The following is a 13381-nucleotide window of genomic DNA, read 5'->3' as shown; positions in this document are numbered from 1 at the left end:
GTCTCCCTTCAATTCGTCGGAGCCTCTACGACTTGATCGCCGTCTTCCGCGTCTTTCGCCAGCAACTTCACATGACGACCGAATAACCACATGACGACGAGATGGGCTTTCGCCTGTGTCTTCGTATAGAACCACCACGGAAGTGCTGGGACGAACTCATGGATGGCGACGAGTCCTTCATCCGAATCCGGTAAGCGTCTAAACTCGAGACGCCCTGTCTGATCCTCTTCACTTAACTTGACGAACTTGCCCCCGTCAATCGCAAAGGATGCCATATCGTCCGTCGCTTCTTGTTCAAGCGATAGATGAAGCGCGACGAACGACGGATCGAGCAGCGCAATCTCCCAATCATCGTCTTCTTTCGTCGTCTGAATGAGCGGATACATAAAACGACCGAGCCACTCGAAGTACGTGTCCGCAATCCAAAGCGCCGACTTTTCTTCCGGCAAACCGAACCGCTGAATCGAGCGGACGGTATACGATTTCGGTTGCTTTTTCTTCTTACCGCCCGAGGATTGCTTCTCTTCTTCCTCAAGCGCATGTTCGACCGCCTGTTTGAACGGAATCTCTCCCTGGCCGATACCTTCGACCGTGTCTTCTGCGACCATCGCGTGCCCCATGCTCTCGACGAGCGGATAGACGGTCGCCTTCGGTTCACCCGTGACCGCCATGACCCATAGCCGCGACAGTTTGATTGTCGGGAACGGGAAGTCGATCAAGACGCGACGCTTATCCATGACTTCGGCCGTCTGTTCGATCATCTTCCGATACGTCATCACCTCGGGACCCCCGATGTCGATATGACGGTCATAAAGCGACTCGGTACCGACGACCGAGATGAGCGCCTGAACGGCTTCACGGATGTCGATCGGATGTGTTTCCGTCTTCGTCCATCGTGGCAAGATCATCGACGGCAAACGCTTGACGAGCTTCGCTAAAATCGGGAACGACGAACCTTCCGGCCCAATGATGAGTCCCGCCCGTATCGTCGTCACCGGCACGCCCTGGCCACCGAGAATGCGTTCGACCTCAAGTCGACTCTTCAAATGACGCGACAACGTCTTCTCTTGCTTCGGGATGATCCCGCTCAAATAGACGATCTGTTCGATGTCGTTCGCCTTCGTCGCCCGGGCGAAGTTATCGGCAATGAGCGCGTCCATGTCCTCGAACGTCGCTTGTGTCAAGCCGCCGTCTGGAATCATCGAGTGGACGAGGAACATCGCGTAATCCGCGCCCTCACATGCTTCTTTTGTTGCCTCATATGAAAACAAATCACAGGCACGCCACGTGATATGGGTCTCATCTTCTTTATTCTTCGTCGATCGCGATAAAGCGATGATGTCATACTCTTCCTTCAGCTGCTCCATCACGTTCGAGCCGATATAGCCGCTCGCCCCCGCAATGACAATCGTTTTTCGCATAATGGTCACTCCCCTAATTATTCGCATAGAGGTAATGTACCCTTCTTTTTTAAAAGATAAATCAGTCTAAGTATGTAGAGCCTGCTCGACCGATTCATACTAAAATGAGAATAATTAGAAAAAGGAGGGATATTCATGGGATTTTGGTATTTTCTTTTGCTTGGGTTGGGAGTGATCCTCATCGTGCGAGGGATTGCAAGTAGCGCAAAACAAGGTGGATTGATTTTAGTCGGGCTTGTGATGGTCGGGGTATCCATATTTATGTTCCAAGATGGCAGTGCGGACTTGGTCGCGAATTGGTTGGATCAAATCACCGGTCGATAGGTCATGTTCTCGAATAATAGCGAGGTCCATTGACACCCTTTTAATCTCCTCGATCTTGAATTGATATGGAAGGAGCTCGACGATGAAACAGTTCAAACGAGTAAGTGTCCTGGCGTTATTCGCCTTGATTGGATTTGCTCTTTTCCATTATGCGACCGAGTCGAAGACAGGTTCCGCTGCATGGACGACGGAAGTTGCGACACACCACTTCAAAGATATCTTAGAAGCGCAGCGAGAAGCGATTGAAGCGCATACTCCTCTTGAAAATATCGAACGAACGAAACTGTCACACGAAGATGACGTCGTCCGGCTCCTCCTCGGTCAACGAGATTGGGTCGAGCAATTCCACTATACGATTCAGGAGGTACAAGTTGATGAAAAAGGCGGTTTCTTATACGCAAACGCGTATGTGACGCGAAATCTTCAATTTGAGAGTGGTGTCACGACCGGGCTTGGTGACGAGATGACGATTCAATTGAGGTCTCCGAATGAGACGATCGAAGAGGTGGAGCTCGACAATCATAGCGTGACACAATCAGGCCAACCCTTTTTCAAACGCTGGATCAGTCGAGTGTTTGACTGAACAATTTCTTAGACCCGACTTTCGATAACCAATGAAGTAAAATTAGAATTGTTGGCACCACGTCGGCTATATTAAAAAATTTGATTTGCCGAGAAAACGTCGAGTTGTTCAACATGCACTACCTTCTAAGTGAGTTTATGCGATTTGGAACTCCCCTGATTTTTAATTTGCTAATCTTGCTTGGATTATTTATGTGACAAAATGAAAATGAAACTATTTTCGTGAATTTTCAACTTGGGGTGAACATAAATCAATCGAATAGATTTCATCAAACATCTCTTTTAACGTGGAAAAAGACTCGAACTTTGATTAATAAGGTTCGAGTCTTTTTTAGCTTCCATCATCCGATTGGGTTCCAATTCATTCAAAATCTAATTAAAAGATTGTTTTATAAATTATTACTTTTGTATATATAAGCCTCCATTGTATAATTGTCAACCCGTATGTGATTTGGATTACTTACAATCATACATATTTCATCCCTTCTTTTTACAACATTACCTACACAAGCTAATGAGATTGTAGTTCCCCTATCAAGAATCTGTTTTAAACTTTTTAATGTGGTATCTATGTTTAAAGCAGCACTAGAATAAAACTCTTCTTCGAAATAAAGATTAAAGCGATTATTCCTTCCTTTCAAAGTAAAAATACATCTTTTGTCAAATAATTGTATATCTAACATATTTCCTATAATACCTATAGCATTACCGATATCACTTTCACTTATATCATTCGGGCTATATCTTCTTCGAACATTTGGTGCTCTTTTTCCTTCAATTTGATATTGTTCATCGTTGTTAGTTGAAGGTCTTACTACATTTTCAACAATCGGTACTTTTGAAGAGTCAACTGTACTATTCTTTTTTTTCTTATATTTATCACGCTGTTTACTTAACCTTAATTGCTTTTCTTCTAAGGTTTCATTAGCATTTTTGTGCATTGTTTTTAAAATATCTCGAATATGAGAGTCTTTTAACTTCGCAGTATTAATTGCTGAATTTTTAATCGATGCATTTTTTATTTCTCTTTCAAAATAATTTACGCAATCTTCAGAATGATTATCTTTTGGCCACGTTCTAAAATGAGCTATCTTTTTTCCCTTTGGAACATATTCAATTCTTGAAGGACAGTTATCAAATCCACAGTATAAATTTTTCTTAACGACTTCATAATCAGGACGTTCAGCTATATCTTTTAGTTCAATGACTTCTTTTACACCCGCACTATTTTTATATACTACTGTTTCAAATCTCATAACTTTTCCTCCTCAGTTTAAATTCAAAGTAATATTTATTTTCAAGCTATGAGATAATTTACGATCAGTTTCAACATAAGTTTCATTTTTTTCAAATATTTGTTTTATTAAAATTAATATAAAAGGTGGAATTAGAACCTTTGTACGAAGGCTTAGTAACGTGTTCTTATATATATTTAATTTATCTATTGGATCTCAATGTGACTCTGCCTATAAACAGGCGTTTTCGTATTAATCTAGCGATTTGCAGTCTATAGGCAGATTCTTAAGGAACGTCACACTTGTCGTTAATGATTTGATAACAGAAATCAGATTGTTCTTGTTATATGATAAAATTAATTCTAATGTTGAGGATTTATTTAACTTGTGGTGAGAGTGAAGCCGAATTGGATTAATAATAAGGAAAGCAAGAAAAGGTCCAACTATACAAAAATGTATGCACAGGCGGACCTTTCCTTATAAATAAACTTTTTAGCAGAACGTTTGAAGTTAGATAAATTATCCTATCCTTCGTCAAATCACTTCTTCTCTTGTTGCTTCTGCAAATACGCTTCACGAAGCTGGTTCAATCGTTCCTTCTTGTTCGAGACAGTCGGCTTTTTGCCGTCTTGGTACTTCGCCGCAGCTACTTTGCTTCTCTTGTCTAATTGATATTTCCCCATGCGTTTCACCTTCCTTTCTTTGTGGCTTCAATCAAAAGCAAAGACCCTCTAATCTCAATGAAATTAGAAGGTCTTCATGAAAATCATTGATTGCAGTCGTTACAGACTGCTTCAAAATGGAGACGGCGGGAGTCGAACCCGCGTCCGAAGGCATCGTAACGTATGCTTCTACGTGTGTAGTTTATCTATTGAATCTCGATGTGACACTGCCGATAAACAGGCGTTGTCGCATCCAGTCTGTTTCATCTCTTCTTCGCGCCCTCAGACGGCGAGGTTGAAGCGTAGCTTGCTTAGTTTGAGACCCTGAAAGTCATCCACACAAGCGATGGATGTCAGGATCCGCAGGGCACTTAGGCTGCTGCGAGTTGTGTGTTAGTTTTGCCAGTTATAGGCGTTTGCGTTTTAACGAGGCCGACCCCTCGACACGCCACATACGACCGACCTACCCCCGTCGAATCCATAACGTCCCCGAGGTGGTAATTGGTACTCCATTTAATATACCACAATTAGGATCCGTTGTCAGTATTTTTGCCGATCGCGCATCGCACGGTCGACGTCACGCTTCGCGTCTTTCTTCTTCAAGTCCTCTCGTTTGTCGTACTTCTTCTTCCCTTTTCCGACGCCGAGCAGGCACTTGGCGAACCCGTTCTTGATATAAACCTTGAGCGGGATGATCGTGTAGCCGTCACGCCCTGACGCTCCGATGAGCTGATTGATTTGCTTCTTATGCAACAACAGCTTCCGGACGCGGAGTGGGTCATGGTTGAAGCGGTTCCCCTGTTCGAACGGGCTGATATGACAGTTGTGAAGCGTCGCCTCACCCCCGTCGAACCGGACGTACGCATCCGCGATGTTGATCTTCGATTGACGGACCGATTTGATTTCCGTCCCTGTGAGCACCATGCCCGCCTCAATCGTATCTTCGATCGCATAATCGAAGGACGCCTTGCGGTTTTGGGCGAGTGCGTTCGAATCTTTCTTCTTGGCCATACACATTCAGTCCTTTATCTACAAGATACGGAGGAAGGGACAAGCCCTTCCCCGTCAGCGACGTTTCTTCGCACCTCGTTTGGCGTCGCCTTTTCGTTTGTGCTTGTCTTTCTTCTTCAGGTCGAGTGCCGAACGGCCTTGGGAAGACTTCTCCCCGTCTCGTTTCGGTTTCTCACCTGGTTTGCCCGGCTTGCCAGGTCTTCCTGGTTTGCCACGCTTCTTCTTGTCGTCCCGACCGCGACCGCCACGACGGTCTTTCTCGTCCTTCTTCGGACGACCGCCTTTCGCTTTGATCGTCGTCGGTTGGCGACGGCTTGACTGTTCCCGTTTCGGCATACCAACGACCGTGAAGTCGATCGTCCGCTCGTCTAAGTTGACGGCATCGACTTTGACACGGACGGCGTCCCCGATGCGGAACTGACGTTTCGTCCGCTCGCCGAGCAACATGAGCTGTGATTCGTCGAAGTGGTAGTAGTCATCCATCGACTGGAGACGGACTAGCCCTTCGATCGTATTCGGAAGTTCGATGAACATCCCGAAGTTCGTGACGCCGGCGACGACACCATCGAACTCTTCACCGAGATGGGCTTCCATGTATTCGGCTTTCTTGAGCGCCTGTGTCTCACGCTCTGCGTCGACCGAGCGACGTTCCCGTTTCGATGCCTGTTCGGCGATCCCCCCGAGACGGTCCTCGTACTTCGCGATCGTCTTCTCCGACAAATCGTTGTTGAAGACGTACGTGCGCATGAGACGGTGGACGATCAAGTCCGGATAACGACGAATCGGTGACGTGAAGTGCGTATAGAAGTCTGTCGCGAGTCCGAAATGACCGAGCGAGACGTCGTCATATTTCGCCTGTTGCATCGAACGAAGCATGATCGTACTGATGACCGGCTCTTCCGGTTCTCCGTCGATTGCCTTCAAAATCTTTTGAAGCGTCTTCGGTTCGACTGTCTGCCCTTTGATGCGTTCGATGTGAACGCCAAAGTTTGCGACAAAGTCGAAGAAGAAGTCGAGCTTGTCCGGTTTCGGATTGTCGTGGACACGATAGATGAACGGCACGTCCATCTTGTGGAAGTGTTCCGCAACCGTCTCGTTGGCTGCGAGCATGAACTCCTCGATCAACTTCTCGGCGACCGAACGTGGACGAAGCACGATATCTGCCGGCTTCCCTTCCTCGTTGACGACAACCTTCGCCTCAGCGAAATCGAAATTGATGGCACCGCGCGAGTTACGACGTTTCCGAAGCACTTCCGCGAGCTCGGCCATGAGGTCGAACTCACCGATGAACGGTTCGTACTTTTTCAACGTCTCTTCGTCATCACGTTCGATGATCTCACGGACGTTCGTATACGTCATCCGCTCCGTCGTCTTGATGACACTCGGGAATAGCTCATGGCGAACGACTTTCCCGTTTTGCGGAGAAATCTCCATGACGCAGCTGAGCGTCAAGCGGTTGACGTGCGGGTTGAGGGAACAGATCCCGTTCGAGAGTCGGTGCGGCAGCATCGGAATGACGCGGTCGACGAGATACACACTCGTCCCACGTTCGAACGCCTCGACGTCTAGTGGTGAGCCCTCTTTCACGTAATGTGAGACGTCGGCGATATGGACACCTAGCTCGTAGTTGCCGTTATCGAGTTTTTTGACGTGGACGGCATCGTCCAAGTCTTTCGCATCTTCGCCGTCAATCGTGAAGATCGTCTCGTCACGAAGGTCGACGCGTCCGATGAAGTCTTTCTCATCCGCTTCGTCCGGTACCGCGTTCGCCTGAGCGATCACGTCCTCCGGGAACTCCGTCGGGATACCGTGCTTATAGACGATCGACAAGATGTCGACGCCAGGGTCGTTCTTATGCCCGATGATGCGGACGACGTCACAGGCACCGGCGAAGCGTCCGTCCGGATACTTCGTGATGCGCACGACGACTTTATGTCCGTCGACGGCACCGAGTGACTTGTCCGGGTTGACGACCGGCCAGAAATTGATGCGTTTGTCATCCGGCTCGATGAAGGCGAACTGGTCGAGTCGACCGCTCGGGAGCGTATACGTCCCGACGAACTCAGAGAGTCCGCGCTTCAGTACTTTCAATAAAATCCCTTCCGTCTTGCCACGGTTGTCCTCGCGTTTTTTGACGAGAATCGTATCGCCATGGTAGACGTCCTTCAGTTGGTCGGGCGGCAAGAACACGTCTTCCGCTTCCCCTTCGACCGACAAGAAGCCGAAGCCGCGCTGGTGAATCGAGATGATTCCCGCGACTTGTCCGAGCGTGGCGAGCGTCCCGTAACGGTTCGTCCGCGTCCGGCCGATGGCACCCTCTTCCTCGAGGGCATTCAATGTGCGGATGAGCTCTTTGAAGTCATCCGTCGACGCGAGCTGTAGTCGCTCGGTCAGTTGATCGACAGAGAGCGGTTTCTCGCTCGCCTGTAGAATCTCTAATAATTGGTCACGTAAATTCAACGTGACACCTCCTTCTTAGACTGACCAGTCTAACGTTTCGAGAAAATCGAGCACGTCCTGGTGCAGTTTCTCTTTTTCTTTGTCGAGTGTGATCACGTGTCCCGAGTTCTCATAGATGAGCAACTCTTTTTGGAACGTGTTGACCGCCTCGTAAATTTGATTCGCCGATTCTGGGTCGATCATGTTGTCTTTGGCGCCTTGGACGACGAGTGTCGGGACGAAGATGTCCTCGAGCTTCGACGCCGTGTCGCGGACGAAGGCACGGAGGTCTTTCAATGTTGGCATCGGTTTGAACTCTGCCATCTCCTGCTCAATCTGTTCCGGCGACTTTTCTTCTCTACCCTTATATTCTCGGGCATATGCCTGGACTCCTTTATACAAGCGGTCCTCGGCATCGATTCCCGTCGGTGCGCACATCGGGATGACCGCCTTGACGTCTTTCTCCTCGGCGAGACGGAGCGACATCACGCCACCTAGCGAGAGTCCGCAGACGACGATCTCCTCATGACCTTTGTCGACGAGCGTCTGGTAAGCGTCCAAGACGTCTTCCCACCAGTCTTTCGGTCCATATTGGAGTAATTCTTCCGGTGGGACGGCATGACCACGATAGATCGGTCCCATACATGTATATCCTTCTTTTTGAAGGAAGCGACCGAGCATGCGGACATCCGCGCTCGATCCAGTGAAGCCATGTAACATCAACACGGCACGTTTTCCGCCCTCGAAGAAGAACGGTTTTGGTGCTGTCACTTTCATTTTATCTGTCATCTCCTCGTATCTACATTATTCCCAAAAAATAAATCGAAAAAACAAAAGCTGACCGCCTCACGTGAAAATCGAGAACGATCAGCCTTATCATCATAATGATGCGACTAGTAATCCTAAAATGAAAAACAAAGTGCCTAGTACAGCTGCAGTTCGGTTCAAAACAGCATCGAAGCCGCGTGCTTTCTGGCGTCCGAACAACTGCTCCGCGCCACCTGCAATCGCTCCAAGACCTTGCGACCGACCTGACATGAGCAGTACGACGACAATCAATAAGACAGCCACGACAAGTAGGCTGATTGTAGCGATCGTTTGCATAGTAGTCAGTTCCTCCTTCTATTTACACGCCTTTTATTATATAGAAGTTATCAATAAAACACCAGCATTCAAATTATCGGGACGGGTAGCTGAATCCTTCCCCGATGACTTCCTTCACCTGGTGGATGACGACGAAGGCACGGTCGTCCGTCACTTGGACGATTTTTTTGAGTGGTGCGATCTGACGTTTGTCGACGATCATATACAACATGTTCTTATCCTGCTTCGTATAGTAGCCATGTCCATGAATGATTGTCGCCGAGCGTCCGAGCGTCTCCGTCAAGACGACGGCGAGCTCTTCTTGCTTGTCGCTGATGATCGTGACGGCTTTACGGATGTTGAGACCTTCCGCGACGAGATCGATGACCCACGAGCCGATGATAATGGCGATGAGCGTATAGAGAACGACTTGTTCCCCTAAGAAGAAGCCAGATGTCGCGACGACGATCGCATCGATGATGAACATCGAGACGGCGACACTCAAGTGGAGATAGCGCTCCATGAGACGGGCGATGATGACGCCCCCGCCGGTCGTCCCGCCGACACGGAGCACCATGCCGATCCCGACCCCGATCATGATTCCGGCATAGACGGCCGCAAGCAGTTTGTCCTCGGCAGGGCTGCCCCAGTCATGTGTCAGACTGAGGAAGAATGACGTCGCGATGACGGCGATGACCGAATAGACCATTGTCCGACGGTCGAGCAGCTTATAGCCGACGATAAAGAGAATCCCGTTCCCGATGATCGACGTGAGCCCGAGGTCCCAGCCGAACACGTAGTACAGGATGATCGTGACCCCGAGCAGGCCACCTTCCGAGAAGTCGTTCGGTACGGTGAAGTAGTTGACCCCGAACGAGAGAATGAAGGAGCCTGCGATAATCCAGGCGATGTCCTTCACCGAGATGGTTTGTAGCTTGCGCCATACTTGTTGGCGCAACAGATGTTGTTGTTGACGTTTCATAAATGTCCTCCCTCCATAGAAAAAAGACCGCGGCAAAAGCCGCAGTCTTAAGATTGTACTGGCTTTGGCGCACCGTCTTTCATAATCGGCAACTTGCGCTCCGCGGCGTTCGCGTAGACGTTCAAGAGTGCCTCTTTTTCCAAATCCCAGTTATATTTCTCACGCGCGGTCTTCGTGTTCTCTTTGACACGCGCATAGAGTGCTTGGTCTTCAATCATCCGGTTGACGCCGTCCGCGATCGATTGTGGATCATGCGAATCGACGAGCACCCCGACATCGTTCCCCGCAACGACTCGTTCGATTTCAGGGAAGTCACATGAGACGACCGGTACTTCAGCCATCAAATACTCGAACAATTTGTTCGACGAGGCCGAGTAGTGGTTGAAGCAGACGTTGTTCAATACTTGGAAGCCTAAATAGGCGTTCATCGTATAGTAAGGTAACGCTTCGACCGGTACTTTGTCAATCATCTTGACGCGGTCGCCGACCCCTTCCGTCTCGATCAACTGTTGAATCGTCGGTTTAAGCTTCCCGTCCCCGATCATGACGAGCGTGCCTTCTTTGAAGTCTTTCGCCGCGAGCACGAGCTGTTCGAGACCGCGTCCCGCTTGAATGCCCCCTTGATACAAGAGGATCTTCTCGTCTTTCGGCAAATCGAGGAGTGCATGCAAGTCCTTACGGAGCGAGAAGTCGAGCGGACGGTAGAACGGATAGTTGTGGAGCACGTACGGATAGAATCCGTACAACTCTTCGTTGTGTGCCGCACGCGTATGGTTCTCGACCATCATCGTATCGACGAACGGCAAGAGCCAGCCCTCGAGGTTACTTTGAATATAGCCGTAACCCGTACGGTCCGTCTGTACCTCGTGCGAGTCGTAGACGATCCGACCTTTGTTGAACACTTTTCCAGCGAGGAGTGCCTGCGGGAGCGTGTTCAAATCGTTCGCATGGTAAAAGTCATACGATTTTTTCGTCGAAGCGAACACCATCTCGAGCATCGCACTCGCGTTGACGATTTGCTTACGCACTTGCGGCAACAAGACCGTCCCGATGGCCGCTCCGAGCGCGAGCATCGTGAACGGCGCAAGTAAGAACAACCCGGCACCGACGAGTCCCGCACCGATTTGGCGGGTCCGTTTCTCGCTCACCCATTGATACGTCTTCTTCGCGAACTTGAGCGCGTTGACGAGAATCGAAGGTTGACGCTTCACGCGGATGACGCGGAAGCCTTCCGGACGCATCTCTTCTTTTGAAAGCTCTTTATTTTTCGGATCTTGAAGCGCGATCAAATCGACTTCATAGCCTGCCTCGGCGAGTGCCGAGCACTCACGAAGGACGCGCGCATCATTCGTAAAATGGTTCCATACAAACATACATACTGACTTCATCGTGTTTCCTCCATCACTAACTGTTGTACGACTTGATCTAACACGTCGATATTCTCTTCCCAACATAAATTCTCTTTGACGTAACGAATCCCGTTCGCCCCGAGTGCCTCCCGTAAATCCGGTCGGTCGAGGAGCTTCCGTAGGATCCGCTCGATCTCATCGATGTCACGTTTCCGTGACACGTAGCCGACTTCCGCCGCTTCAATGACATTCGCCGCATGGCCTGACACTGCTGCGACAATCGGTTTGCCGACCGCCATATAGTCGATGAGTTTCCCAGGGATGACCGTATCAAACACTTCTTGCTCGATCAGACTGACGAATGCGACGTCCGCATTTTTAATTGCCTGAAACGCCTCTGTCCGTGGCATCGCCTCGAGGAACAAGAAGTTTTGGAAGCCACGGTCTTTGATCGTCTGTTTCAACTCTTCTTTCCGATAGCCGTAGCCGATCAATTTGAAGTGGACCCGTGGCTCGTCCCGGAATCGCTCGGCGAGTTCGAGTAACAACGACACATCTTGGGCAAGACCCATGTTCCCGGCGTATAAGATTTCCATCCGGTCGTCCGGTGGGATCGTCCGCTCGAGCGTGCGCTCCGCTTCCCGGATCGAGTTCGGCATGTAGTGAATCTTCTCGTTCGGCACACCGCGCTGACGAAGATAGCTGCGGAACCCTTCCGAGTTGATGATGACTTCATCGGCGACACGATACAGTCGTTTCTCCATCCAAAAAGCCGGCGTGAGCACCCAATCGTACTTGAAGACGCCGACACCTTTCACCGATTCTGGCCAAAGGTCACGGACGTCCAAGATGAACGGGACACGATACTTTCGTTTCGCATAAGCACCGACAAACGCCATAAAAAAAGAAGGGGTCGTCGCAAAGACGACGTCTGGCTTCAATTCGAGCTTACGGACTTCCCGGATCCCTTTGACCATCTGTTCAAGGAATAGGAAAAGACGACTGACCATGTTAGACGTATGTTTCCGTTTCTTCGTGATGAGTCGCTTGATGAACGGTTGGTCGTTTAACTCCCGGTCGTTCCAGAAGCGGTCGTCCTGATACATATCAAAGCTCGGATACGAAGGGGCGGCCGTGATGACCTCGACTTCATACCCGCGCTGCTTCATCAAATGCGTAATGTTTTGCATCCGGTTGCCGGCACTGCCGATTTCCGGATAATAGTTTTGACACACCATAAGCATTGTTTTCAAAAATAACACACCTTACTGTTGATCAAGTTCGTCCACAAGCCGTTTCAATAGGGCATGGACGTCATCTTTTAAATCAGGATCGCTGAGCGCGTGGCAAATCGTCGTCTCGACGAACCCAATCGGCTCTCCGACGTCGTAACGTCGACCGTCAAATTCGTAGGCGAAGACCGTCTGCGCCTCATTCAAGCGTGCGATCGCATCCGTCAATTGAATCTCGCCCCCGGCTCCCGCCTCTTGTCCCGACAACGCCTCAAAGACGTCCGGTTTCAAGATGTAGCGACCGAGGATGGCGAAGTTCGACGGGGCCTCATCAATGGGCGGTTTCTCCACGAACGTCCGCACCGGGATGAGCTTCCCTTCGACGGCAAGCGGGTCAATTATACCATATCGGTTCGTCATTTCATACGGGACACGCTGCACCCCGATGATCGAACGATCGTGGGCCTCATATTGGTCGATCAACTGCTTCGTTGCCGGCACATCGGATTCGATAATATCGTCCCCGAGCAAGACGGCGAATGGCTCGTCTCCGATAAACTTCCGGGCGCACCAAATCGCATGACCGAGACCTTTTGGCTCCTGTTGGCGTATGTAGTGAATGTTCGCCAAATTCGAGGAATGTCGGACCGATTCGAGCAAGCGCGTCTTCCCTTTCGATTCGAGGTTCTGTTCCAGTTCGAGCGCACGGTCGAAATGGTCTTCAATCGCCCGTTTGTTCTTCCCCGTGACGATGATGATGTCCTCGATGCCTGAAGCGACGGCTTCCTCGACGATGAACTGGATCGTCGGCTTGTTGACAATCGGCAACATTTCTTTTGGCATGGCTTTCGTGGCAGGAAGGAAGCGGGTGCCGAGACCGGCGGCTGGGATGATGGCTTTACGTACTCGTGTCATAAGCATGGGCTCCTTTACTCGTTATGTAGAGAGTATACCCAAATTTTGTGCAAACTGACACAAAAGAGAGGTCATGACAATGTTGTCATGACCAATCGTCATTCCGGTGCGATTTGAGATAGTACCAAATGCCGAATCCAATGAGC

At 49.6% G+C, this 13381-nt stretch carries 13 protein-coding genes and 1 other RNA gene; 2 read left to right on the top strand and 12 right to left on the bottom strand.

Going from position 1 to position 13381, the window contains the following annotated elements:
• Window positions 1-8: 8 nt before the first annotated feature.
• Entirely contained in the window at window positions 9-1421 is a 1413-nt protein-coding gene (locus KOG47_RS03620; protein WP_215243776.1) for an NAD-dependent epimerase/dehydratase family protein, read from the bottom strand.
• 135 nt (window positions 1422-1556) lie between these two features.
• On the opposite strand from KOG47_RS03620, the gene KOG47_RS03615 reads away from it, so the two are divergent.
• Complete coding sequence (locus tag KOG47_RS03615) at window positions 1557-1745, top strand: hypothetical protein (protein ID WP_047795099.1); 189 nt, start codon at window positions 1557-1559, stop codon at window positions 1743-1745.
• Between the two features lie 82 nt (window positions 1746-1827).
• Complete coding sequence (locus tag KOG47_RS03610) at window positions 1828-2328, top strand: hypothetical protein (RefSeq protein WP_214730428.1); 501 nt, start codon at window positions 1828-1830, stop codon at window positions 2326-2328.
• Between the two features lie 388 nt (window positions 2329-2716).
• On the opposite strand, the gene KOG47_RS03605 is transcribed toward KOG47_RS03610, so the two are convergent.
• The 11 genes from KOG47_RS03605 to galU all read right to left on the bottom strand — a co-directional run bounded on the left by KOG47_RS03605 (window position 2717) and on the right by galU (window position 13235).
• On the bottom strand, window positions 2717-3583 hold the full coding sequence (locus KOG47_RS03605; RefSeq protein WP_215243775.1) for a hypothetical protein: 867 nt from the start codon (window positions 3581-3583) through the stop codon (window positions 2717-2719).
• Window positions 3584-4101: 518 nt separating this feature from the next.
• Entirely contained in the window at window positions 4102-4245 is a 144-nt protein-coding gene (locus KOG47_RS03600) for a hypothetical protein (protein WP_047795092.1), read from the bottom strand.
• A gap of 114 nt (window positions 4246-4359) precedes the next feature.
• Window positions 4360-4715: a transfer-messenger RNA gene (gene ssrA, locus KOG47_RS03595) on the bottom strand.
• A gap of 49 nt (window positions 4716-4764) precedes the next feature.
• Complete coding sequence (gene smpB / locus KOG47_RS03590) at window positions 4765-5235, bottom strand: SsrA-binding protein SmpB (RefSeq protein WP_012726899.1); 471 nt, start codon at window positions 5233-5235, stop codon at window positions 4765-4767.
• A 54-nt stretch (window positions 5236-5289) separates the two neighbouring features.
• Complete coding sequence (rnr, locus tag KOG47_RS03585; RefSeq protein ID WP_215243774.1) at window positions 5290-7695, bottom strand: ribonuclease R; 2406 nt, start codon at window positions 7693-7695, stop codon at window positions 5290-5292.
• A 15-nt stretch (window positions 7696-7710) separates the two neighbouring features.
• On the bottom strand, window positions 7711-8451 hold the full coding sequence (locus KOG47_RS03580) for an alpha/beta hydrolase (protein ID WP_031422876.1): 741 nt from the start codon (window positions 8449-8451) through the stop codon (window positions 7711-7713).
• A gap of 102 nt (window positions 8452-8553) precedes the next feature.
• Window positions 8554-8778: a preprotein translocase subunit SecG gene (secG, locus tag KOG47_RS03575; protein ID WP_012726902.1), complete on the bottom strand. Its 225-nt coding sequence runs from the start codon at window positions 8776-8778 to the stop codon at window positions 8554-8556.
• A gap of 73 nt (window positions 8779-8851) precedes the next feature.
• A complete protein-coding gene (locus KOG47_RS03570) occupies window positions 8852-9739 on the bottom strand; it encodes a YitT family protein (protein ID WP_012726903.1) in 888 nt (295 codons plus the stop codon).
• A gap of 47 nt (window positions 9740-9786) precedes the next feature.
• Entirely contained in the window at window positions 9787-11127 is a 1341-nt protein-coding gene (locus KOG47_RS03565; protein WP_215243773.1) for a glycosyltransferase, read from the bottom strand.
• Window positions 11124-12332: a glycosyltransferase family 4 protein gene (locus tag KOG47_RS03560; RefSeq protein WP_251031945.1), complete on the bottom strand. Its 1209-nt coding sequence runs from the start codon at window positions 12330-12332 to the stop codon at window positions 11124-11126. Before KOG47_RS03560 ends, KOG47_RS03565 begins: the two co-directional genes overlap by 4 nt.
• Window positions 12333-12353: 21 nt before the next feature.
• Window positions 12354-13235, bottom strand: coding sequence for a UTP--glucose-1-phosphate uridylyltransferase GalU (gene galU / locus KOG47_RS03555; RefSeq protein WP_159562631.1), 882 nt, complete (start codon window positions 13233-13235; stop codon window positions 12354-12356).
• Window positions 13236-13381: the final 146 nt, after the last annotated feature.

The organism is Exiguobacterium sp. s121 (assembly GCF_018617245.1).
GTDB classification, from domain to species: domain Bacteria; phylum Bacillota; class Bacilli; order Exiguobacteriales; family Exiguobacteriaceae; genus Exiguobacterium; species Exiguobacterium profundum.
The sequence above is the reverse complement of the archived record's forward strand: the minus strand, read 5'-3'. Positions and strand labels throughout refer to the sequence as shown.